Raw genomic sequence first — 22,115 nt, 5'->3', positions numbered from 1 at the left:
ACTTAAAAAAGCTTGCGGAGGTCCGCAAGCTTTTCTTTACACCGCTGCCTGTCGGCCAGCGTTTTCATATACATCAAGCGCCGCTTGGAGCGCCTTTCCTGCTTCGATACCTGCATTATGTCTGAGAAGCACAGCCTCTAAACCGGCAAGCACGAATAACACATTTTCTTTTCTGCAGCTGTAGCCCATCGTGCCGATTCTCCAGATCTTCCCTGCGAGCGGGCCGAATGAGCTGGCGATTTCGATGCCGAATTGTTCGATCAGCACTCGACGGACAGACTCGCCATCGATGCCGCCGGGAATTTCAACACAGGTGACAACAGGCATTTTGCAGCTTTCATCTCCAAACAATCTTAGCCCCATTGCCTTTATTCCTGCCGCTAATGCGGTTTCATGATATTGATGCCGCTCAAAACGGGCCTCAAGGCCTTCTTCAAGCACCAGCCTGATACCCTCACGCAAGGCGTACAGCATCGTTGTCGCTTCTGTATGATGATTGAGCCGTCTTTCGCTCCAATAATCCTCAAGCTGGCTCAAATCAAAGTAGTTGCTTGTAATTGGCCGATTTTCCGAAAGTGCTGCCCTGTCAGCTTGTGTCGCAATCCCGCGCTCCACCTTTTTGCGGGCTGCAATCACGTCCGCCACCCGCTCATTATATGTAATCGGCGCCATTCCTGATGGCACAGACAAACATTTTTGCGTCCCGCCGATGGCAGCGTCAATCTTCCATTCATCGACTTTGACCTCACAGCCCCCGATCGTTGCGACTGCATCGACGATAAACAATGCATCCTCAGTGCGGCAGGCTTCACCGATCGCTTTCAGCGGGTGAATCCGTCCTGTCGATGTTTCTCCATGCACCATCGCCACAATTTTCGGCTTCACTTTTTTTATCTCCCGTATGATGTCCTCCGGGTCAAAAACCGTTCCCCATTCGCACTCAAGCGTATGAACATTAGCCCCATACCGCTCGGCGATTTCAGTCAGCAAGTAACCGAAACGGCCGTAAATGGGAATGAGCACATCATCTTCCGGCTCTATTACGCTAGCCAGCACTGCTTCAATACCCGCCCGTGAAGTGCCGTCAATCGGGTATGCCCAGCGGTTTTTCGTTTGGAACAGCTCCCGAAGCATCTCCATCGTTTCATTCATAATACCTGTAAACGCCGGATCAAATTGGCCGACAACCGGGGTGCTCATTACTCTTAATACACGCGGATCAACCTCAACGGGTCCCGGCGTCATAATCGTTCTTAACGGGGTGCATAATTCTCTTCTGCCTGACACAGCCATTCCTCCTTTATCAGTAAGCCAGTTTGTGTAATAAATAAGTCAGTGCGCGGACGCCGATCTCAAGCTGTCTGGCTGGGGTATATTCCTTTGGCGAGTGGCTGATGCCGCCCCGGCTTGGCACAAACAGCATACAAGCAGGATAACGCCTTCCAATCATTTGCGCGTCATGCCCAGCTCCGCTCACCATTTCCTCACAGCTGATGCCGTTTTCTAATGCTGTTTCAAAAGCCGCAGCCTTCAGCCTTTCATCCATCGGCACAGGCTCTATCTGCATATATTCATCAATCACGGCACGAATTCCTTTTTGATGGCAAATACCATTGATCAAAGCAACCATGTCTTTATGAAACTGCTTCAGCACGTGCTGATGCTGATGGCGAATATCGATTGAAAACTGGACGCGGCCCGGTATGACATTGGCTACATTGGGCTCTGCCGTTATTTTTCCGCATGTCAGACGGAGCTCCTCCGGCTGCTCCTCCGACCGCAGCAGCAGCTCATGAATGATACGGCTGCTGGCTGCGAGCGGGTCCTTGCGCCATTTCATGGAGGTGGTTCCCGCGTGATTGCATTCCCCTTCCAGCGTGACGAGATATCGCCTCTGCCCCGCAATACTTGTCACAATGCCGAGATCCCGGCCTGACATTTCCAACGTCTGCCCCTGTTCAATATGAAGCTCAACAAAAGCGCTGATATCTGTCCGATATGCCGGCTGAAACACACCTTTGCCAAAACCGCACTCATGCATCGCAGTTTGCAGCGAGACTCCTGATTCGTCTCTTGGCTCTGCTCCATCCTGTAATGAAAAAACACCCGTCATATTCCCTGATCCCCAATAGGTCATTGGAAAACGGCTGCCTTCCTCCTCACATAAGGACACCGCTTCGAGTGTTTTTTTCGGCGCTCCATAGGCCTCTTTGAGCTGCTTTATCGCAAGCATTGCCGCCAAAATACCATAGGCACCGTCGTATTTCCCCCCGTTGATAACAGTATCGATATGTGAACCGGTTACAATGACTTCATCCGGAGACTGGGTGCCCGAAAGCCTTCCAAACACATTCCCGACATCGTCGAATCTTGTTTCAAGCCCGAAAGAAGACATTTCTGTTTTCAGTGCAAGCTGTGCGTCCATCCACTCTTTTGTGTATAAAAGCCTCGTTACGCCGCCGTCCGCGGACGCACCGTATTGGGCGAGCCATTCAATATAATCTGTGATGCTGTTTTTTACTGAAAGCTTCTGCTTTTCCATGTACTCCCCCCTCTGGCCGTTATAGTGACTTCATTATAGAAGGAGGAACATGATAGTTCATTGGCAGATTAACCAAAAAAACGTTTATTTTTTGGTCACAGTATCTAGCAATCAGGTTCACCCTACCTGTCAGAAGTCAAAAGAAAACACGGTAAAGAAGAGAGCCAGCAAGAGCGAAAGAGAGGGTCAAACTGCCTTTCATATGTACGAGCTAGGTTTGCGGGAGAGGCGGTAAAAACAGAAATGGCGGCAGCTCGCAAAAACAGGACCTAAAGATATGGGAACAGGTCATTTCCGCCTCCCCCAAAGGAACTAATTTACAATTTTAATGAAAAATATACAAAATGACACTTCTATCCTTTATGTCAATTTTAGATAATAGACATGATCTCATAAAAGGAGGGCAAGTGATGACAAAAAAAGCATGGTTTCTGCCGCTCGTCTGTGTTTTCTTGATTTCCGGATGGTTTGCGCCGGCAGCTTCAGCAAGCGGGCAAACCGCATTAAACCTTAATGACCGATTGGCGTCTTCCCCTTCAGGAACAGGGAGTCTTCTCTCATTAGCCGCCCCCGCTGCACCCTATGCTGACACAGATACCTATTATGAAGTGGCTGAAGGCAAAACAGGAGACTCGCTAAAAAGCGCCCTGCACCGCATTATCAGCGGACACACGATGCTGTCCTACAGCGAGGTGTGGAACGCGCTGAAAGAAACCGATGAAGATCCGGCTAATCCGAATAACGTCATCCTGCTCTATACGAATGAATCGCGGTCCAAAAACCTGAACGGCGGCAATGTCGGCGATTGGAACCGCGAGCACGTCTGGGCGAAATCCCATGGCGATTTTGGTACGAGCAAGGGGCCTGGCACTGATATTCACCATTTGCGCCCGGCTGATGTCCAAGTTAACAGCGCCAGAGGAAACATGGATTTTGACAATGGCGGCACTGAATATGCAAAGGCACCCGGAAATTATTATGACGGCGATTCATGGGAGCCCCGTGATAATGTGAAAGGCGATGTTGCCCGCATGCTGTTTTACATGGCTGTCCGTTACGAGGGTGATGACGGCTACCCTGACCTTGAGCTTAATGATAAGACAGGCAATGGCTCAGCTCCTTATCATGGCAAACAATCTGTCCTGCTCGAGTGGAATAAGCAGGATCCGGTTGACGACCGTGAGCGGAAAAGAAATGAAATCATTTATGAGAAATATCAACACAACCGCAACCCATTTATCGATCACCCTGAATGGGCGGATGAGATTTGGCCGTAAGAAAAAGGTGCTCCTAAAAAGGAGCACCTTTCCTAATACACAGCCTCTTCTGTTTCCGCATCGAAAAAGACGACGTGATCCATTTTCACTGTGAGCTGGATTGAATCGCCTGCTGCGATTCGCGTGTTTCCATCCAGGCGAACCGTCAGCCGCTCGCCCCCAGCCATGACATGCACAATGATCTCTGAGCCCAGATTTTCATTCACTTCTACCTTTGCTTTAAACACTGAATCAAACACCTGTTTATTTCCTGTCATTTGTGTGATGTGCTCCGGCCGGACTCCGGCAATCATTTGCTCTCCGGCATATCCGTTTTCCTTCAGCCGCTTTGCTTTTTCTTCAGGAATATGAAGACGGATCGAGGGGTTTGTGAAAAACAGCTCGCCATGCTGCTGTTCTATAACGCCTTTTAAAAAGTTCATTCCGGGAGAGCCGATGAAGCCTGCGACAAACAGATTTGCCGGGTAATGATAAATGTCATGAGGTTTCGCCACTTGCTGGATTTCCCCTTCATTCATGACGACAATCCGATCTCCCATTGTCATTGCTTCGGTCTGGTCATGCGTGACATAAATAATCGTTGCCTCTAATCGCTGGTGCAGCTTGCTGATTTCTGTCCGCATCGTCACTCTCAGTTTTGCATCCAGATTAGAAAGCGGCTCGTCCATTAAAAAGACCTTCGGCTCCCTTACAATCGACCTGCCAAGCGCCACCCTTTGCCGCTGTCCGCCGGAGAGCGCCTTTGGTTTTCTCTTCAGCAAATGTTCAATTTCTAAAATTCTGGCTGCCGCATGAACCCGCTCGGCAATTTCCTGCTTCGCCATCTTTCTGAGCTTTAATCCAAACGCCATATTATCAAAAACCGTCATATGCGGATAAAGCGCATAGTTTTGAAATACCATCGCAATATCACGTTCTTTTGGGGGAAGATCATTGACCCGCTTCCCATCAATGAGAAGATTTCCTTCAGAAATGCTTTCTAATCCAGCCACCATCCGCAGCGTTGTTGATTTTCCGCATCCTGACGGCCCCACCAGCACCAACAGCTCCTTATCCTTTACATCTAAATCAAAGTTCTTCACGGTTAATTGTGAGTGATATGATTTTTTGACGTGTTCGAATGTTAATGAAGCCATCAGAACATTCCCCCTATCTTTTGATCGTTATTTCGTCACTGGAAACAACTTGGTCTTTCTGTTATTTTTAGAGTAATCGATTCCCATTTTTGCTATATTTCTAAAATAAAAAATGTAAATTTGTATTATAACGTCATAATACATTATAATATAAATAATAGGTTAAAAGGAGGCTACCCTTTGTTAAACAACGGAAGTTCTACACCTTTATACATTCAGCTAAAACAAATCATCACTGATGACATCAAAAAGGGCGTGTATTCCCCAACCGCCAAGCTGCCTACCGAAAATGAGCTTTGCAGCAAGTATAACGTCAGCCGCATCACCGTCAGGAAAGCCATTCTCGATTTAGTCGAAGAAGGCTATCTCATCAGGCAGCAGGGAAAGGGAACGTTCGTTAAAAGCCCTAAATTAAAACGAGAGCTAATCGCTGTAAACGGCTACTCGGAATTTATGGAATCAACCGGCAAAAAACCGAAGCACCAAGTGCTGTCCCATGACATCATTCCAGCGCCAAAGCCCATCGCCGAAAAGCTTCAAATCCATCCCGAGAGCCCTGTCGTTGAATTAAAACGCATTCTGTATAACGATGACCAGCCTCTCACCTTTGAAGTGACGCATTATCCGCTTGATTTGTTTCCCGGCATTGATACCTTTATTGCTGACGGTGTATCTATGCATGATATTTTGAAACAGCAATACAAAGTTGTACCCACGCACAATACGAAACTATTAAACGTTGTATATGCCCAGCAGGAGGAAAGCAAATACCTGGATTGTGATATCGGGGATGCGCTGTTTGAAATTGATAAAACCGCTTTTACATCAAACGACCAGCCAATCTATTGCTCACTGTTTTTGATGCACACAAACCGTGTCACTTTTACCATCAACAGCCCCTACACATAACAGGCATAAAAAACGAGACACTGCTTATAGTATTCTCGTTTTTTCACTGCTTCCCCCGTCCTCCAAGCGATAAGGATAGCCATAGCCGAAAGCCCCGTACACACCGCATGTTTTCGCAGCCGTTTCGGCGGCCTGGCGCAAAGCGTACATTATATCCTGCTTCACGCAAAAGGCAGTCAAAAAGCCTGCTATAAAAGAATCTCCCGCTCCAAGTGTATCTATTATATCAGTTTCCACAATCGGCTGATGATAGATTCGATCACCCGCAGACAGGATTGCACCTTGCCCCCCTCGAGTCATACAAACCATTTTGGCTCCGTACCCATGAGCTGTTTTGGCAAGCTCGCCGCATTCCGACTCACTCAAATCGCTTCCTGAAAAAAACGCATATGTCACATAAGGACAGACCCTCCTCAAATAATCATCCTCCCGATTGGTTGAAAAATCAAATGAGACAGGGACAAGCCCGCACAGCTGCGGAAGATCGTTCTCAAGCCTGCTGTACACGCTCGTATGCAGCAGATCATGCCTGCTGATAAAAGATACATCTTTCTCCTGAAACGCGAGGCGAAGCCGAGACTGAATGCCGCCTTTATTTGATCGGACAAAAATACGGTCCCCCTGTTCATCAAGAGTGACAATCGCCATCCCGTTTTCTCCGTGCGCCTGGCGGATATAATCTGCATTGACCTGCTCCTGCTTGAGAACGTTCAACAGATGTGCCGCGGCTTCGTCATTGCCGACGATTCCGATATAAGAAGACTCATGCCCGAGCCGCTTGGCAAGCACAGCAACGTTTAAGGCATTTCCTCCCGGGTAAAATGTTTCTTGATCCTGGTAGTAATCGACAACATTATCTCCAACCGCAATCAATTTCATTTCTCTTCCTCCTTCATCCTTTTACACTTCCGCTTGCAATCCCGCGGACAAAATACTTCTGCATCAATAAAAATAAAATAATAATCGGCGCGGCTGAAATCGTTAACCCGGCCAGCAGAACGCCCCAATCCGTCTGCAGCGCGTCTCTGAACTGCATCAGCCCAGCTGGAATGGTCCGCAAATTCTCATCATCTATGAAAATAATCGCAAACATAAACTCATTCCACGTATGGTAAGCCGTCAAAATGCCGGATGTCACTAAAATCGGCACACTCATTGGTAAGAAAATTCTGAAAAATACTCCGAAACTTGTACATCCATCTAAATAAGCCGCCTCCTCTAATTCTTTTGAAATAGAAAGAAAATAAGAGCGGATCAATATGATGGTGAATGGGATCCGGTAAGCCGCGTACGGCAGGATTAATGCCCAATACGTATTGTACAGGCCCAGCGACTGAATAATAGAATAAAGCGGCACAAGACTGACCTGCGGCGTCAGCATCAAACCGCCAAGACAAAGCACCAAAAAGAATCCTTTTCCTTTGAATTCAAACCGGGAAAGGCCGTACGCCGCCCATGCACTGATAAAGACAGTGATCACACACGTCAGCACCGTAACGATGACGCTGTTCATAAAATAAGAAGAAATCCCCTGGTTCCAGGCGGACACAAAGTTTTCCGGATGCCACGAAGACGGCAGCGACCAGCTGTGCTCAAAAATATCGTCAGAGTTTTTAAAGGCGCTCATCACCATCCATAGAAGCGGATAGGCAATCGCAATCAAATAAAGAAACAGAAAAACCCACACAGACGTTTCTCCGATGTACCATTTTCGCCTAGGCTTTCTTTTGACCTCAATGTGCTGGTCAGGCACAGGCTCCAATCTGAACGAATCTGTCTTCTTCTGAGGCAGCATCTGTTACTCCTCCTTTCCGGTTTTAAAGAACTTCATTTGCATGAGCGACAATGCGAGCGTAATGATTAACACGACAGTGGCAATCGCTGAGGCGTAGCCCATCATATCCTTTGTAAAGGCACTTTTATATAAAAACGTGCTCAGGACTTCTGACGCGTTTCCCGGCCCGCCGCCTGTCAATATGTACGGCTCATTAAATACCGTAAAGGCCCCAGTCAGCGTCATGACCACCGCCACAAAAGACATCTCTTTCGTCTGTGGAATAGTAATATGAAAAAACTGCTGAATTTTACCCGCGCCGTCAAGCCGGGCCGCTTCATACAGTTCATCCGGTATTTTTTGGATCGACACGATGTACAGCATCGCAATATAACCGACAGATTGCCACTGGGACACAAAAATGACAGAAAGCATAGCTGTGCTGTCATCCCCGAGCCAGGCCCTCGTCAGCTGATCAAGACCGATGGCCTGAAGCAGCTGATTCAAAAGCCCTGTCTCCGGATTGTAAATAAAATCAAACAAAAGCGCGATCACCGTCATGGAGATGACAACCGGCAAAAAGAAAACGGTACGAAAAAACGGCGACCATTTTCTGACCAGCTTATTCTCAAGCACCGCCGCCAAAATCAAACCGCCAAATACCTGGCATACAATTGAGATCACTGCGTAAAGCACATTATTGGTAAGCGCCTGATAAAAGACAGGATCATGAAACAATTCAACATAGTTTTTCAAGCCGATAAACGTTTTTTCCGGAGAAAAAGAACTCCACTGAAACAGGCTGAGGAAGACATTCTCAAAAATCGGGATATAAACGAAAAGTAAAAAAACGAGAGCGGGCACCAAAAACAAATAGGGGATTATTTTATTTTGATTGACCAAGGGTATCTCATCTCCTTTATAAAAAGAAAAGGTGCGAAGCTTCACCTTTTCTTTGATTTATTCAGCTGACGCCCTCGCCTGCTTTGCTGCTTTTTGAACGGCTTTCATCACCTGCTGCGGTGTCATGTCGCCGCCAAGCATCTGCTGGACGCTCGTTAGGTACGCATCTGCGACTTCAACATCGACATCCATATCAAACCATGGCACCATTGATTTAGCGTCAACAATATGCTGAACGGCTTCACGCTGAATGGCTGTTGAATTTTCTTCAGTAGCCGTACCTTGCACCGAACTGTATTTTCCAACATCTTTCACGAGCTTTTCGCCCATTTTTTTCGACGTCAGAAACTGCAAAAACTCCATCGCTTCCTTCGGATGTTTTGTTCTTGAGGAAATCATGAATCCTTCCGGCGCTCCCGTTAATGCTTCTGAAGATCCTTTTTGCCCGCTGATTTCAGGAAATGGGAACATCCCGAGGTTAACCGGTTCAACCAGCTTGATTTCCGCTGTTTCCGCATATATCATCGCCGACTTTCCGCTCTTAAATTGCTGTCTCACATATTCATGGTCGACGGAGTTTACATGTTTATTAAAGTAAGGCGTCAGCTCTTGAAGCTTTTCAAGGGCTTTTACGTAGCCTTCATCAGTAAATTCACCCGTTTTGGCGTTATAGTCCTTTTCCCTTGTTTTTTCATCGACCATCCGCTGATTAAGCGTGCCGATATAGTGCGAGATTGTCCAAGTCGCCTTTGTTCCGAAGCTGATCGGTGTGTAGCCATGTTCTTTCAGCTTTTTTGACACATCGATTAATTCATCCCACGTCTCCGGGGGATCAAGATTCAGCTTTTGGAAAATGTCTTTATTATAGAAGAATGATTTAGCGTCCATTTGCCACGGCACGCCGTATTGCTTGTTTTCATAAGTAAATGGTGTAATTTGCGATTGAACGAGCTGTGATGACCAATCGGTGTCATTTTTGTAGTAGGACGAGAGATCAAGTGCTTTATTGCCTCTGATAAATTTAAAAGCAAACTCATCGCTCCAAGAGAAGTAAATGTCAGGAGGGCTGGTGGTTCCCAGCATGACCTTAATTTTATCTTTATAGGAGTCATTTAAAACGGCTTCAATTTGAATGTCGATATCCGGATGTTCTTTTTCAAATTCCTTAACAACCTCTTCAAAATAACTTTTTTCCGGCTCCTTTGGCCATCTGTGGAAAAATTTCAATGTCACCTTTCCGTCCGCTGAACTGCTTTGGCTCGAACAGCCCGCAATGGTGAACATACTGACAGCTGCAATGATCAAGAACAACAATATTTTCTTCAAAGGGTTGGCCTCCTCTGGACATTAGACTATAATGTTATATAACATTATAGTCTAATGCATAATGGTTCCTCATTTTCAGATCAATACTCAACTTTCCACATGTATCTTCTATGAGATAAAGGATGATTTCTCGCCTCTGCCAGCTCGTCTGCATAGCTTCTCAGCACACGGTTGAGAACGAGCGGAGCAAGGTAGCCTTTAACTGAATCGTCAATTGCAGTGAAGTCGTAAGATGCAGCATCAAGCACAGTGAGCTTTTTGCCATACTTTTTCGAGAAGGTAAGCGCCCGCTCTTCAAGAGGCCTTGTTTCATCTAAACCGAGCAGGATGATAAACGGCACGGATTCATCAATAATTTCAAACGGTCCGTGAAAATATTCTCCGGCATGAATGGCGTGGGAATGGATCCATTGCATTTCCATGAGAATGCAGATGCTGTAGGAGTAAGCGACACCGTAGTTTGCACCGCTTGCCATTGTATAAATAATGCTTTCTTTTTCATGAGCTTTTGCAAACTGCTTTGCGTTGTCAGCTTCCTGCTTAAGGGCTTCTTCATACACAGCCTGTAATTGGTCTAAGCCTTCAATTGCCTGTTGAAATTTCGTATTGTTTTCTAAAACTTGCAGGGTTCCGAAAACGATTTGATACAGAACGCCATAGTTCGTATTGATCGCAAGCGCCTCATCACCCCAATCGTACTGGGCAACATATTGCGCTTCCTGCGCTAAAGGAGACTCCGGCTTATACGTCATCGCAATCGTAAGTGCGCCTTTGCCTCTCGCAAACGCAGCAGCTTTGACTGTTTCCGGGGTATTTCCCGAATGCGAGCACAAAATAACAAGAGACTTTTCGCCAAGCTGAACAGGGTTGCGCTGAATAAATTCATTAGAACTGTAAAGGTCGGAGTTGATTGATTTTGACTCTCTGTCAAACACATATTTACTCGGGTACATAATGGCCGAAGATCCTCCGCATGCGACAAAGAATACATGGTCAATGGTTTTCCCTTTCAAATCCTGCAAGAAAGCTTGAACCTCACGATTTACTTTTGCTGTGGCCTGACTCAAATCCTTCACTCCCCATTTTTATTATATAACGTTATATAACATTATATATTGTTATATTAAAGTCCACAGCCAGGATTGTCAATATTATTTTCTGAAATTTCTCAATAATTGTAGACTAGACCTATAAGTGAAAACATGCCCAAATGAAAAGCCAGAACTTCATTTAAGCTCTGGCTTCGCTGTTCAATCCGCAGACTGACGTCTCTTATTTAAAAAATACCTTGTCCACATTGTACTTCGATTGTTGTGTATTGATGATATAGGTTTCGTAAATGTCTCTTTCCATTGGATCATCGACTACACATACTTCAATTTTATATACTTCGTCTCTGTGATGTTTGATCGGTGAGACATTGTCTTCAAAATGCTTCTTAATTCTCTGTCTTAACTTTCTGGCTTTACCGACAAACAGCAGCTCGTCATGAATGTTATAAAACATAAAGATGCCGCCTTTATCCCGTGGGATCTGGTGAAAGTCGATGAAGCCGTATATCGCCTTTATTTTCGGCTCGTTATCATTAGCTGACTGCTGTCGTTCAGTGATGGTGACATTCGGTGCGGGGATATCAATTTTTATCAAAATCAGTTCACGTCCTCTTTTTCATTAAAGATAAATGCTAACACATACAGAAAAGAAAAGCCAGAACAGCTTTATACTATTTGTTTGTCATGCTCTTACTTATTATGCAAGTGCTCCGGCTGGATCATAAGGGCTAAGGTCTAATTCTGTCTGCTTTCCGAGAACTAGCTTTGCGAGCTCTGCACCCAAGAACGGCCCCATCGTCAGGCCAGAAGCACCCAAACCATTAGCAGCGTACAGGCCTTGAACATTCGGCACGGCCCCTATGACCGGCAGAAATCCCGGTGTAAACGGCCTGAAGCCCACTCTTGTTTCAATGGCAGCGGCATCAGTAAGGCCCGGTGCAACGCCTAACGCTTTGCTCAATACTTCGTGCTGGCCTCCGGCTGTCACACGCAGATCATCAAGACCGGCATCGTTTTCGTGTGTGGCGCCGGCTACAATTCTGCCGTTATCAAACGAAAGAATGTACTGATCACTCGGCGGCATCACAACCGGCCAGAATCCTGTATCTGCATCTGTCATTTCAAAATGCATAATCTGCGCTTTCTGAAAAGACACTTGAAAATGAATGCCAAGAGGCTTCATGATTTCATTGGCCCATGCCCCCGCCGCCACAATCACCGCGTCTGCCGCAAACTGCTTTGTATCTGTTCGCACGCCGGTGACTGTTCCGTTTTCAAAAAGCAGGGATGCATTTCCTTTGATGATCTCTGCGCCGCGTTTCTCCGCAGCGCTTAAAAGCGACCGGCACAGCGCTCTTCCATTCACGCGGGCGGCCCCGCTGATATGAACCGATTCATAGCCATCAGCCAAAATCGGAAACAGTTTTTTCGTCTCGCTCGCGGATAAGCGGGTAATCTCACCGATCTCTGGCGCATCCTCCCGCCTCTTATACGCCCGCTCCTCCATCTTATCGAGCTTCGCCGGATCAGTATGAATGCTGATCGCACCGACACGCTTGTATCCCGTATCTGTTTCTCCGTCCTCTTCCAATTGATGGATTAAATCCGTATAGTACCGTGCTCCTCCCTTTGCAAGCTGGTACCAATCCTGATTACGGCGCTGTGAGAGCCAAGGACAGACGATCCCCGCCGCCGCATCAGTCGCTTGTCCCGGGTCTTTCCGGTCAATGACAGTAACACGAGCGCCTGATTTTGCGAGATGATAAGCAGTCGACGCGCCGAGAATTCCTGCGCCGACGATGATGTAGGATTTCATATGCAAACACCTTTTCTATTATGATATCTATTCATTTTACCAAATCAAATGCTTTCCTTCGACCTTTTGCCCTAATGTGGAAAAACCGCGAAGTTCGTCCAATCTCTTTACTCTCCTATCGAATATTCTGTCACTATCAATAGAGAAAGGATGATACCATGAGCGAAAATCGTCATGAAAATGAAGAAAACAGACGCGATGCGGCAGTCGCAAAAGTCCAAAACAGCGGTAATGCAAGAGTCGTGGTCAGCGTAAACACAGACCAGGATCAGGCACAGGCTCAGACACAAGACGGAGAAGACTAATGAACGAAAATATCATTCCTATCAACAGACATGCACAAGAGATACCCACTACTGAATCTGCTATCAAAAACAGCGGCAACTCAGAGGTTCATATCGACATTCACATTGATACAATGCCAATTGCTTTTGCTATATTATGCTCCGCATTAGCCGCAAAGCAGATGACAAAAGAGGAATTCGATATGGCTTATACTCAATTGCGAGAGATGAACAGAGAAAATAACAGCAGATCATCTGTAAAGCAAATTATCAACCAGGAAATAGAAGAGGAGTAAAAAACCGCGGGTCCTGCGGCCAGCGGTTTTTCTTCTTCATACAAAAAGGACGCGACTGAAAACCAGTCACGTCCTTTTTTGTGAAACAATTAACCGATTGACCCTTCCATTTCGAACTTAATCAAACGGTTCATTTCTACTGCGTATTCCATTGGAAGCTCTTTTGTGAATGGCTCGATGAAGCCCATTACGATCATTTCTGTCGCTTCTTCTTCAGAAATACCGCGGCTCATCAAGTAGAAGAGCTGCTCTTCAGATACTTTAGACACTTTCGCTTCGTGCTCCAATGAAATGTTATCATTTAAGATTTCATTGTAAGGAATTGTGTCTGACGTTGATTTGTTATCCATAATAAGCGTATCGCACTCGATGTTAGAGCGGGCGCCTTCCGCTTTGCGTCCGAAGTGGACGATTCCGCGGTACGTTACTTTTCCGCCCTGTTTTGAAATCGATTTTGATACGATTGTGGATGATGTGTTTGGCGCAAGGTGAATCATTTTCGCACCTGCATCCTGATGCTGGCCTTTACCCGCAAGAGCGATAGAAAGCGTCATGCCGCGCGCGCCTTCGCCTTTTAAGATACAAGCCGGATATTTCATTGTCAGCTTAGAACCGATGTTGCCGTCGATCCATTCCATTGTTGCGTTTTCTTCACAGATCGTACGCTTCGTTACAAGGTTGTAAACGTTGTTTGCCCAGTTTTGGATCGTTGTATAACGGCAGTAGCCGCCTTTTTTGACGATGATCTCAACAACCGCACTGTGAAGTGAGTTTGTTGTGTAAACAGGCGCAGTACAGCCTTCAACGTAATGAACGCTTGCTTCTTCGTCAACAATAATCAGTGTACGTTCGAACTGGCCCATGTTTTCAGAGTTGATACGGAAGTAAGCTTGAAGCGGCGTTTCCACCTTCACGCCTTTAGGCACGTAGATGAAAGATCCGCCGGACCAAACAGCTGAGTTAAGCGCCGCAAACTTGTTATCAGTCGGCGGGATTACTTTTGCCCAGTGCTCACGGAAAATATCTTCATTTTCTTTCAGCGCGCTGTCCGTGTCTTTAAAGACGATGCCTTGCGCTTCAAGATCTTCTTTCATGTTGTGGTATACAACCTCAGATTCGTACTGAGCAGAAACACCCGCAAGGTATTTTTGTTCAGCTTCAGGAATACCGAGCTTGTCGAATGTTTGCTTAATTTCGTCAGGAACTTCATCCCAAGAACGCTCTGAACGCTCAGACGGTTTTACGTAGTACGTAATTTCGTCAAAGTTCAGTGAGTTTAAATCTCCGCCCCATTGAGGCATCGGCATGTTGTAGAAATGCTCAAGTGATTTCAAGCGGAAATCAAGCATCCATTGAGGCTCTTCTTTCATGCGAGAAATTTCTTCTACAATTTCTTTTGTCAATCCGCGCTCTGAACGGAAAATGGAAACGTCCTTGTCGTGAAAACCATACTTGTATTCACCAATATCAGGCATTTTTTTAGCCATCCATTTTCACTCCAATCCTTTTAATTGCCGCCTTCTTCTTTTGCGACTCCTTTTTCAAGTGCTTTCCATGACAGGGTTGCACATTTGATACGGGCAGGGAATTTTGAAACGCCTTGAAGGGCTTCAATATCCCCGAGATCTATAGAATCATCATACTCTTTCCCTTGCATCATATCCGAGAAAATCTTAGACATGGAAAGGGCAGTTTCAATATCTTTCCCTTTAATCGCTTGAGTCATCATCGAAGCGGATGCCATTGAAATGGAACAGCCTTCCCCTTCAAATTTCGCATCTTCCACGATGTCTCCGTCAAGCTTCATTGTCAGTCTGATTCGGTCGCCGCATGTCGGGTTGTTCATATCCACGACAATGCTGTCATTTAAAACCCCTTTATTGCGCGGGTTTTTGTAATGATCCATAATCACCTGTCTGTACAATGTATCTAAGTTCGCATTAAAAGACATTTGTAAAATACTCCTTTGTCTTTTGAAGAGCTTCCACAAGCTTATCAATCTCTTCCTCTGTATTATACAGGTAAAAGCTTGCTCTTGCAGTAGCAGTTACATCCAGCCATTTCATCAGCGGCTGCGCGCAATGGTGGCCGGCTCTGACTGCGATTCCCTCCGCATCAAGCACGGTCGCCACATCGTGCGGGTGAACATCATCAAGGTTAAATGTAACAAGCCCGGCACGCTCTTTTGGCCCGTAAACCGTTACGCCGTCAAGCTGGCTGAAGCGTTCAAGCGCATAAGCTGCAAGCTTGTGCTCATGGCGGGAAATCTCATCAAGACCGATTTCTTCGAGAAAATCAATGGCGGCACCGAGACCGATTGCTCCTGCAATAATCGGCGTGCCCGCTTCGAATTTCCAAGGAAGCTCTTTCCAAGTTGATTCATAAAGCCCGACAAAGTCGATCATTTCACCGCCGAATTCGGCAGGCTCCATGTTTTCCAGCAGGGCTTTCTTTCCGTACAGCACACCAATACCGGTGGGTCCGCACATTTTGTGGGAAGAAAGCGCAAAGAAGTCGCAATCGAGATCCTGCACGTCAATTTTCATGTGAGGCGAGCTTTGTGCACCGTCCACCACAATGACAGCCCCGTTGTCATGAGCGATTTTCGCCATTTCTTTAATCGGGTTGACCGTGCCGAGAACGTTAGATACATGAGACACTGCAACAATTTTTGTGTTGCTTGTGACCGTTTCTCTGACATCTTCTAAAGAAATCGTTCCGTCTTCTTGCAGCGGAATATATTTTAATGTGGCGCCAGTCGCTTTGACAGCTTGCTGCCACGGAATGATATTCGCATGATGCTCCATGTAGGTGATGACCACTTCATCACCAGGTTTCAGGTTGGCGCGCGCATAGCTTAACGCCACCATATTCAGTGATGTGGTCGTGCCTTTTGTGAAAATAATCTCAGCCATTGACTTCGCGTTAATAAACTTGCGGACTTTTTCACGCGCTCCTTCATAACCGTCTGTCGCTCTGGTTCCAAGTGTATGGACGCCCCGGTGAACATTGGAATTGTATTGGTTATAATACTTATCCAGTGTTTCAATGACAGCACGCGGCTTCTGGGAAGTCGCCGCGCTGTCGAGATAAACGAGATCATGTCCGTTCACTTGCTGATGAAGGATCGGGAACTGTTCACGAATATCTGTGATATTCATTACTTCACTTTCCTTTCGATAACAGAAACCAATTGTTTCTTAACGCCTTCAATCGGAAGTTCATTTACTACCGGTGCAAGGAATCCGTAAATGACTAAGCGTTCTGCTTCTTCTTTTGGAATACCGCGGCTCATCAGGTAGTAAAGCTGAATAGGGTCCACACGGCCGACAGATGCCGCATGTCCTGCAGTTACATCGTCTTCGTCAATTAAAAGAATAGGGTTAGCGTCTCCGCGCGCTTTTTCGCTGAGCATCAGCACACGCGATTCCTGCTCCGCATTCGCTTTAGAAGCGCCATGTTCGATTTTGCCGATTCCGTTAAAGATAGAAGAAGCAGAATCTTTCATTACACCGTGCTTCAAGATATAGCCTTCAGAAGCTTTACCGAAATGGATGATTTGTGTTGTAAAGTTTTCTGTTTGCTCTCCTCTTCCGACAACAACCGTTTTCGTATCGCCGTATGTGCCGTCACCGTAAAGGTTTGTTGTGTTTTCGGAAATCGTGTCGCCGTCGTTCATCAGGCCGAGAGCCCATTCGATTTTGCTGTCGCGTCCGCGAGCAGCGCCGCGGCGGTTCACATAAGTTGTCACACCGCTTGACAGATTATCCACCGCACCGTATGTCACGCTGGCATTATCACCTGTGATGACCTCACTGATAATATTGAAGACAGCGTCTTTCGGGTTTACAGTGCTGATGTAGTTTTCTACATATGTGACAGAGCTGTGGTCTTCAGCCACAATCAGCACGTGGTTGAATAGAGCTGTATCATTGCTTTCGTGGACATAAACAGCCTGAACCGGCGTCTCCACCTCAACATTTTTCGGAACATAAAGGAATGCTCCTCCGTTAACAAGAGCCGCGTGAAGTGCAGTTAACTTATGCTCATCAACCTTCACGCCGTCCTTCATAAAGTATTTCTCCACCAAGTCGCTGTGCTCGCGAGCAGCAGTCAGAATATCAGTGAAGATAACGCCTTTGTCTTTCAATTCTTGAGAAAGTGAAAGGTATGCCGGCGTCTGGTCACGCTGTACGTATAATGTTTTATCTTCGTTTTCAACGTCGATCAGCGCTTTTGCTTCATCAGTCAAATCTTCTAATGAAGAAAGCGGTTCGTTATCAACTGTATGCTTCGCAAAATTCGTGAAGTTCCAATTTGTGATTTTAGTTTTGTCGGGCTTCGGCATCGGCAGATCCTCAGCTTGTTCAAGAGCCTGTAAGCGCAGGTTTTTCAGCCAGGCAGGTTCTTGATGCTTTTCGGAAAAGCTTTTGAGATACTCCTGATCTACGGATAGTTTTGTATCTAGTGTCATATTAATCCCCCTAACGCTTACGCTTCTTGGCCAACAGTTTCGTCTTCAATGCCAAGTTCTTTTTTGATCCAGTCATAACCTTCTGCTTCAAGACGCTGTGCAAGCTCTGCACCGCCGGATTTGACAACGCGGCCTTGCATCATAACGTGAACAACATCCGGAGTGATGTAGTTTAACAGGCGCTGATAGTGAGTGATCATCAGGCAGCCGAAGTTTTCGCTGCGCATTCTGTTGATCCCTTTAGATACAACTTTCAAAGCGTCAATATCAAGACCTGAGTCAATTTCATCAAGGATGGCGATTTTCGGTTCAATCATCATTAATTGAAGAATTTCGTTGCGTTTTTTCTCCCCGCCTGAGAAGCCTTCGTTAAGATAGCGCTGAGCCATTTCAGGGTCCATTTCAAGGAACTCCATGTTTTCGTCCATTTTGCGGATGAATTTCATAAGAGAAATTTCATCGCCTTCTTCTCTGCGCGCGTTGATTGCTGAGCGAAGGAAGTCGGCATTTGTCACACCGCTGATTTCACTTGGGTACTGCATCGCAAGGAATAAGCCTGCCTGCGCACGCTCGTCCACTTCCATCTCCAGTACATCTTTGCCGTCAAGCGTGATGCTGCCTTTTGTTACTTCATATTTAGGATGCCCCATAATAGCAGCTGATAAAGTGGATTTACCAGTTCCGTTCGGGCCCATTACTGCGTGGAATTCTCCACCTTTTATTTCAAGGTTTACACCCTTTAAGATCTCTTTCCCTTCGATTTCAACGTGAAGATCTTTGATCGTTAATGTTGAAGCAGCCATATCTATACCTCCAAAATATATAATCATTATTCTCATTTTATTCTCATTCTAATTTTATAACAAATGAAAAGTAAATACAACTTTTTATCGTGCCTCGCACATTCCTCAAGTTTAACAAAGATCAGCACTTTATTAAAGCGATTGAAAAAGAAAAAGAGTGGATTCCCACCCTTTTTTAAAAGATTGATTTTCTCAATAAGCTCCTGCAGAAATACGCTTGCTTTTTTGATAATCAAGCTCTCTCTGCCGCTCTACTTTCATTCTTGTTTCCAGCCGGCGTCCGTATTCCTCGTATCCAATTCCGTGTGACAGCTGCATCGCTTTTTCCATTTCTGACGTATAATCGAGGTTCAGTCTGTCCTGGCTGCTGCAAATAATGAATCAATCCCTTCATATATTTGCTTTCTATTGTATCAGTGCTGCGTTTGATGCCGCAAAAAGGATATGGCTTGAAATAGCGGCAGATGAGACGAAAGCATCCATTCAGAACAAATGAGAATGGTTTTTCGAAATATTCCTTCTCTTAATGCGTGGTGTTTCCGAATTCCTCAATGCACTGCTGGACAACTGTCACGCCTTGACTGAAGGCCGCGCCGCCTCCAAATGCCGCTGCCACACTGACGGCTTCGAGAATGTTTTCTTCTGTCGCTCCCTGATCAAGACAGCCTTTTGTATGATAGATCATGCAATATTCGTCCTGAGCATTGATGGCGATTCCGAGGGCGATCAGCTGTTTTTCTCTTTCAGTCAGAGAATTCCCGGCAAAGCACTGTTCAGTAAACTCGTTAAATTTCCTTCCCATCAGCGGCATCTTTTGTTCAAATGTGCCTAAACCATGTTTATATTGTTTTAGCGCGTCCTGCATGCTTCCTCTGTCTTGATTCAAAGAAAATCCCTCCATCTGTTTAACATTCCTTTTTATTATGAGCAGCTTTTAGGAAAATACGCGAAAAAACCCCGGATTTCTCATCCGGGGGTTTCAGACTTATTCAGATACAGGAAGCACAGCTCCGTCGTATTTTTTCTCGATGAAGTCTTTGATCTTTTTAGAGTGAAGAACTTCCATCAGCGCTTTGATTTTTGCAGAATCTTCTTCGCCTTTTCTCACTGCGACGATGTTAGCATATGGGTTGTTTTTCGTTGATTCTACTTCAATTGCATCTTTTTTAGGATTTAATTTATTTTGGATCGCATAGTTTACATTGATGAAGACCGCGTCTCCTTCTTTGTTTTCATATGCTTTTGCCGTTAATTCAGGCGCTACTTTTTTGAATTCAAGGTTTTTCGGGTTTTTCTTAATGTCTTTCAATGTTGCGTCAACGGTTTCCACTTTAGAATCAAGAGTGATTAATCCAGCGTTTTCAAGCATTGCAAGCATACGGCCTTGTTCAGCAACGTTGTTTGTCAGGATGATTGTCGCACCGTCTGGAAGGTCTTTCAGTGATTTGTATGTTTTAGAGTAAATACCAAATGGCTCTAAGTGAACAGCGCCGGCATTCACAAGTTTGTAATCTGTGTTTTCTTTCATTTCTTGCTCAAGGTAAGGAATGTGCTGGAAGTAGTTCGCGTCCACTTCTTTATCAGCTAAAGCTTTATTGTACATTTTGTAATCACTAAGCACTTTCACTTTCAGCGTATAGCCTTTTTCTTTCAGCAATGGTTCAGCTTCTTTTAAAATTTCCGCATGCGGTGTTTTCGTTGCCGCAACGACAATTTCTTTCTTGCCGGATTCAGCGCCGTTATTCGAACCGCAGGCAGCCATAACTCCTGCAAATACAAGCAGTAATGCACCTAAAAATAGCTTTTTCAATGTAAATCCTCCCTTATCGTTTGTCTATAATATTTGTTATTAAATCACCGATGATTTGAATAATAAATACGATGATTAAAATAAACACAGTAGCAACGAAGGTAACATCAGCGTTATTAGACTGATATCCTTCTACGTACGCAAGGTTTCCAAGGCCTCCTGAACCAATGGCTCCGGCAATTGCCGTTGAGCCGATCAAAGCGATGGCTGTAACCGTAATGCCAGAAATAAGAGCCGGCATTGATTCCGGAATCAGCACTTTGAAAATGATCGTAGACGTTTTCGCGCCCATTGATTTAGCGGCTTCAATCACACCTTTATCCACCTCACGCAGCGCGATTTCAACAAGGCGCGCGTAAAACGGTGCCGAGCCGATGACCAGCGCCGGCAATGCGGCGTTTGGCCCTAAGATCGTGCCGACTAAAAACTTCGTAAACCCTAATAGTAAAATAATTAAAATAAGGAACGGAATCGATCTGAATATGTTAACAACGGCAGCAATCACAGAGTTGACCGCTTTATTCTGCCAGAGGCTTCCTTTGCTCGTCAGAAAGAGCAGCAAGCCGAGGATGACCCCGATGACAAAAGCAAACAGTAAAGAAATCAGCGTCATATAAAGTGTTTCATATGTCGCGTTCCATAATTCAGTTAAATCGACGTTCGGGAAGTATTTTTCAAACATTCGTGATCACCTCTGCTTTCACCTGTTTGTCATTAATGAACCGGATCACGTTTTGCACTTCTTCCTCGTCTCCGTCAATGTGGATGAACAGTGAACCGTAAGCTCCATCCTTCGTCTGCGAAATTTTCCCTTGCAGAATATTGACGCTGACATTGAAGTTTCTGATCATCTCTGTAATCAGAGGCTGTTCAGCTGACTCACCGACAAATGTGAGCTGAACCATTTTTCCTGATGCTGTATCATCAAGAAGGTGCTGAAGCGTTTCTTTCGTTTCTTCTGGCTCTGTCACCTGTTGAACAAATCGTTTTGTCATTTGTTCCTTTGGATTTTTGAAGACGTCGAGAACCTCGCCTTCTTCGACCACCTTACCGTTTTCCATGACGGCGACTCTGTTGCAGATTTTGCGGATGACATGCATTTCGTGCGTAATCAGCACAATCGTCAAACCGAGTCTTTCATTAATATCGGACAATAGATCCAGAATTGAATCTGTCGTTTGCGGATCTAATGCTGATGTCGCTTCGTCACAAAGGAGAACCTTCGGATTGTTTGCAAGCGCTCTGGCAATTCCGACACGCTGCTTCTGACCGCCGCTCAGCTGGGACGGATATGATTTTTCTTTTCCTTCTAAACCTACCAGTTTAATCAGTTCATTGGCGCGCTTGATCCGCTCGCTCTTTTTCACCCCGGCAATTTCTAAAGGAAACATGATATTATCTCTGACAGTCCGCGACCAAAGCAAATTGAAATGCTGGAAAATCATACTGATCTCATGGCGTGCTTTTCTTAAACCGCGTCCATTTACTTCATTAATCTTTGTTCCCGCCACTTCCACGGTTCCTGAGGTTGGTTTCTCAAGGCCGTTCAGCAGACGGATTAAGGAACTCTTACCAGCTCCGCTATATCCTATAATTCCAAAAATCTCACCTTTTTTAATGGAAAGCGAGACATTTTGGACAGCATTGACATCTCCATGTTTCGACTTGTAAACTTTTGAAACATCCTGAAGATTGATCAAAGCAATCACCTGC

At 45.5% G+C, this 22,115-nt stretch carries 24 protein-coding genes and 1 pseudogene; 5 read left to right on the top strand and 20 right to left on the bottom strand.

Annotated features, from left to right (window positions below):
- Window positions 1-36: 36 nt before the first annotated feature.
- On the bottom strand, window positions 37-1,287 hold the full coding sequence (pucG, locus tag NZD81_RS15790) for a (S)-ureidoglycine--glyoxylate transaminase (protein ID WP_134975149.1): 1,251 nt from the start codon (window positions 1,285-1,287) through the stop codon (window positions 37-39).
- A gap of 16 nt (window positions 1,288-1,303) precedes the next feature.
- A complete protein-coding gene (gene allC, locus NZD81_RS15785) occupies window positions 1,304-2,542 on the bottom strand; it encodes an allantoate deiminase (RefSeq protein ID WP_172640855.1) in 1,239 nt (412 codons plus the stop codon).
- 233 nt (window positions 2,543-2,775) lie between these two features.
- Here allC and NZD81_RS15780 point away from each other — a divergent pair.
- A pseudogene (locus NZD81_RS15780) lies at window positions 2,776-2,871 on the top strand (hypothetical protein); the annotation flags it as partial.
- A gap of 81 nt (window positions 2,872-2,952) precedes the next feature.
- Window positions 2,953-3,819, top strand: coding sequence for an endonuclease I family protein (locus NZD81_RS15775; protein ID WP_282373403.1), 867 nt, complete (start codon window positions 2,953-2,955; stop codon window positions 3,817-3,819).
- A gap of 32 nt (window positions 3,820-3,851) precedes the next feature.
- Here the strand turns inward: NZD81_RS15775 and NZD81_RS15770 are convergent, their stop codons facing one another.
- Entirely contained in the window at window positions 3,852-4,955 is a 1,104-nt protein-coding gene (locus NZD81_RS15770) for an ABC transporter ATP-binding protein (protein WP_282373405.1), read from the bottom strand.
- Window positions 4,956-5,135: 180 nt separating this feature from the next.
- On the opposite strand from NZD81_RS15770, the gene frlR reads away from it, so the two are divergent.
- Window positions 5,136-5,864, top strand: coding sequence for a transcriptional regulator FrlR (gene frlR, locus NZD81_RS15765; RefSeq protein ID WP_040081902.1), 729 nt, complete (start codon window positions 5,136-5,138; stop codon window positions 5,862-5,864).
- 24 nt (window positions 5,865-5,888) lie between these two features.
- Here the strand turns inward: frlR and frlD are convergent, their stop codons facing one another.
- The 7 genes from frlD to NZD81_RS15730 all read right to left on the bottom strand — a co-directional run bounded on the left by frlD (window position 5,889) and on the right by NZD81_RS15730 (window position 12,735).
- The gene (gene frlD / locus NZD81_RS15760) at window positions 5,889-6,743 is read right to left on the bottom strand and encodes a fructosamine kinase FrlD (RefSeq protein ID WP_103030964.1); all 855 of its coding nucleotides are present in this window, start codon (window positions 6,741-6,743) and stop codon (window positions 5,889-5,891) included.
- Window positions 6,744-6,756: 13 nt separating this feature from the next.
- Window positions 6,757-7,659: a carbohydrate ABC transporter permease gene (locus NZD81_RS15755; RefSeq protein WP_069150263.1), complete on the bottom strand. Its 903-nt coding sequence runs from the start codon at window positions 7,657-7,659 to the stop codon at window positions 6,757-6,759.
- Between the two features lie 3 nt (window positions 7,660-7,662).
- Window positions 7,663-8,541 (bottom strand): carbohydrate ABC transporter permease, encoded by an 879-nt coding sequence (locus NZD81_RS15750; protein ID WP_289860962.1) that lies wholly within the window; start codon window positions 8,539-8,541, stop codon window positions 7,663-7,665.
- Between the two features lie 57 nt (window positions 8,542-8,598).
- The gene (locus NZD81_RS15745) at window positions 8,599-9,867 is read right to left on the bottom strand and encodes an ABC transporter substrate-binding protein (protein WP_172640856.1); all 1,269 of its coding nucleotides are present in this window, start codon (window positions 9,865-9,867) and stop codon (window positions 8,599-8,601) included.
- 80 nt (window positions 9,868-9,947) lie between these two features.
- Window positions 9,948-10,934: a fructosamine deglycase FrlB gene (gene frlB, locus NZD81_RS15740; RefSeq protein WP_014665296.1), complete on the bottom strand. Its 987-nt coding sequence runs from the start codon at window positions 10,932-10,934 to the stop codon at window positions 9,948-9,950.
- A gap of 205 nt (window positions 10,935-11,139) precedes the next feature.
- Complete coding sequence (locus NZD81_RS15735) at window positions 11,140-11,514, bottom strand: nucleotide excision repair endonuclease (RefSeq protein WP_069840299.1); 375 nt, start codon at window positions 11,512-11,514, stop codon at window positions 11,140-11,142.
- 102 nt (window positions 11,515-11,616) lie between these two features.
- The gene (locus NZD81_RS15730) at window positions 11,617-12,735 is read right to left on the bottom strand and encodes an NAD(P)/FAD-dependent oxidoreductase (protein ID WP_282373409.1); all 1,119 of its coding nucleotides are present in this window, start codon (window positions 12,733-12,735) and stop codon (window positions 11,617-11,619) included.
- A 158-nt stretch (window positions 12,736-12,893) separates the two neighbouring features.
- Between NZD81_RS15730 and sspG the strand changes: the two genes are divergently transcribed.
- Together sspG and NZD81_RS15720 are read left to right on the top strand one after the other, a co-directional pair.
- Window positions 12,894-13,040, top strand: a complete 147-nt coding sequence (sspG, locus tag NZD81_RS15725) for an acid-soluble spore protein SspG (RefSeq protein ID WP_014665300.1) — start codon at window positions 12,894-12,896, stop codon at window positions 13,038-13,040.
- Window positions 13,040-13,315 (top strand): hypothetical protein, encoded by a 276-nt coding sequence (locus tag NZD81_RS15720; RefSeq protein ID WP_014665301.1) that lies wholly within the window; start codon window positions 13,040-13,042, stop codon window positions 13,313-13,315. Before sspG ends, NZD81_RS15720 begins: the two co-directional genes overlap by 1 nt.
- A gap of 89 nt (window positions 13,316-13,404) precedes the next feature.
- On the opposite strand, the gene sufB is transcribed toward NZD81_RS15720, so the two are convergent.
- The 10 genes from sufB to metN form a co-directional block, all read right to left on the bottom strand.
- Window positions 13,405-14,802, bottom strand: coding sequence for a Fe-S cluster assembly protein SufB (sufB, locus tag NZD81_RS15715; RefSeq protein WP_003240854.1), 1,398 nt, complete (start codon window positions 14,800-14,802; stop codon window positions 13,405-13,407).
- A 20-nt stretch (window positions 14,803-14,822) separates the two neighbouring features.
- Entirely contained in the window at window positions 14,823-15,266 is a 444-nt protein-coding gene (sufU, locus tag NZD81_RS15710; RefSeq protein ID WP_003222809.1) for a Fe-S cluster assembly sulfur transfer protein SufU, read from the bottom strand.
- Window positions 15,256-16,476 (bottom strand): cysteine desulfurase SufS, encoded by a 1,221-nt coding sequence (sufS, locus tag NZD81_RS15705; RefSeq protein WP_282373416.1) that lies wholly within the window; start codon window positions 16,474-16,476, stop codon window positions 15,256-15,258. The genes sufU and sufS overlap by 11 nt, the downstream gene beginning before the upstream one ends.
- Window positions 16,476-17,789, bottom strand: a complete 1,314-nt coding sequence (gene sufD, locus NZD81_RS15700) for a Fe-S cluster assembly protein SufD (protein WP_014665303.1) — start codon at window positions 17,787-17,789, stop codon at window positions 16,476-16,478. Before sufD ends, sufS begins: the two co-directional genes overlap by 1 nt.
- 17 nt (window positions 17,790-17,806) lie before the next feature.
- Window positions 17,807-18,592 (bottom strand): Fe-S cluster assembly ATPase SufC, encoded by a 786-nt coding sequence (gene sufC, locus NZD81_RS15695; RefSeq protein ID WP_282373421.1) that lies wholly within the window; start codon window positions 18,590-18,592, stop codon window positions 17,807-17,809.
- Window positions 18,593-18,784: 192 nt separating this feature from the next.
- Window positions 18,785-18,922: a YuzK family famiily protein gene (locus NZD81_RS15690; protein ID WP_014665305.1), complete on the bottom strand. Its 138-nt coding sequence runs from the start codon at window positions 18,920-18,922 to the stop codon at window positions 18,785-18,787.
- 193 nt (window positions 18,923-19,115) lie between these two features.
- Entirely contained in the window at window positions 19,116-19,493 is a 378-nt protein-coding gene (locus NZD81_RS15685) for a carboxymuconolactone decarboxylase family protein (protein ID WP_014477920.1), read from the bottom strand.
- Between the two features lie 84 nt (window positions 19,494-19,577).
- A complete protein-coding gene (metQ, locus tag NZD81_RS15680; RefSeq protein WP_014665307.1) occupies window positions 19,578-20,402 on the bottom strand; it encodes a methionine ABC transporter substrate-binding lipoprotein MetQ in 825 nt (274 codons plus the stop codon).
- A 13-nt stretch (window positions 20,403-20,415) separates the two neighbouring features.
- Window positions 20,416-21,084, bottom strand: a complete 669-nt coding sequence (metP, locus tag NZD81_RS15675) for a methionine ABC transporter permease MetP (protein WP_003228593.1) — start codon at window positions 21,082-21,084, stop codon at window positions 20,416-20,418.
- On the bottom strand, window positions 21,077-22,102 hold the full coding sequence (gene metN, locus NZD81_RS15670) for a methionine ABC transporter ATP-binding protein MetN (protein ID WP_003242531.1): 1,026 nt from the start codon (window positions 22,100-22,102) through the stop codon (window positions 21,077-21,079). The genes metP and metN overlap by 8 nt, the downstream gene beginning before the upstream one ends.
- Window positions 22,103-22,115 lie beyond the last annotated feature (13 nt).

Source organism: Bacillus sp. B.PNR1 (assembly GCF_030386235.1).
Lineage (GTDB): Bacteria > Bacillota > Bacilli > Bacillales > Bacillaceae > Bacillus > Bacillus stercoris.
The sequence above is the reverse complement of the archived record's forward strand: the minus strand, read 5'-3'. Positions and strand labels throughout refer to the sequence as shown.

Bases quoted from the DNA above. Each gene is read 5' to 3' on its own strand.
- allC (WP_172640855.1), bottom strand. From the start codon at position 2,542: ATGGAAAAGCAGAAGCTTTCAGTAAAAAACAGCATCACAGATTATATT.
- NZD81_RS15775 (WP_282373403.1), top strand. From the start codon at position 2,953: ATGACAAAAAAAGCATGGTTTCTGCCGCTCGTCTGTGTTTTCTTGATT.
- NZD81_RS15770 (WP_282373405.1), bottom strand. From the start codon at position 4,955: ATGGCTTCATTAACATTCGAACACGTCAAAAAATCATATCACTCACAA.
- frlD (WP_103030964.1), bottom strand. From the start codon at position 6,743: ATGAAATTGATTGCGGTTGGAGATAATGTTGTCGATTACTACCAGGAT.
- NZD81_RS15755 (WP_069150263.1), bottom strand. From the start codon at position 7,659: ATGCTGCCTCAGAAGAAGACAGATTCGTTCAGATTGGAGCCTGTGCCT.
- NZD81_RS15730 (WP_282373409.1), bottom strand. From the start codon at position 12,735: ATGAAATCCTACATCATCGTCGGCGCAGGAATTCTCGGCGCGTCGACT.
- sspG (WP_014665300.1), top strand. From the start codon at position 12,894: ATGAGCGAAAATCGTCATGAAAATGAAGAAAACAGACGCGATGCGGCA.
- NZD81_RS15720 (WP_014665301.1), top strand. From the start codon at position 13,040: ATGAACGAAAATATCATTCCTATCAACAGACATGCACAAGAGATACCC.
- sufB (WP_003240854.1), bottom strand. From the start codon at position 14,802: ATGGCTAAAAAAATGCCTGATATTGGTGAATACAAGTATGGTTTTCAC.
- sufU (WP_003222809.1), bottom strand. From the start codon at position 15,266: ATGTCTTTTAATGCGAACTTAGATACATTGTACAGACAGGTGATTATG.
- sufS (WP_282373416.1), bottom strand. From the start codon at position 16,476: ATGAATATCACAGATATTCGTGAACAGTTCCCGATCCTTCATCAGCAA.
- sufD (WP_014665303.1), bottom strand. From the start codon at position 17,789: ATGACACTAGATACAAAACTATCCGTAGATCAGGAGTATCTCAAAAGC.
- sufC (WP_282373421.1), bottom strand. From the start codon at position 18,592: ATGGCTGCTTCAACATTAACGATCAAAGATCTTCACGTTGAAATCGAA.
- NZD81_RS15690 (WP_014665305.1), bottom strand. From the start codon at position 18,922: ATGGAAAAAGCGATGCAGCTGTCACACGGAATTGGATACGAGGAATAC.
- NZD81_RS15685 (WP_014477920.1), bottom strand. From the start codon at position 19,493: ATGGAGGGATTTTCTTTGAATCAAGACAGAGGAAGCATGCAGGACGCG.
- metP (WP_003228593.1), bottom strand. From the start codon at position 21,084: ATGTTTGAAAAATACTTCCCGAACGTCGATTTAACTGAATTATGGAAC.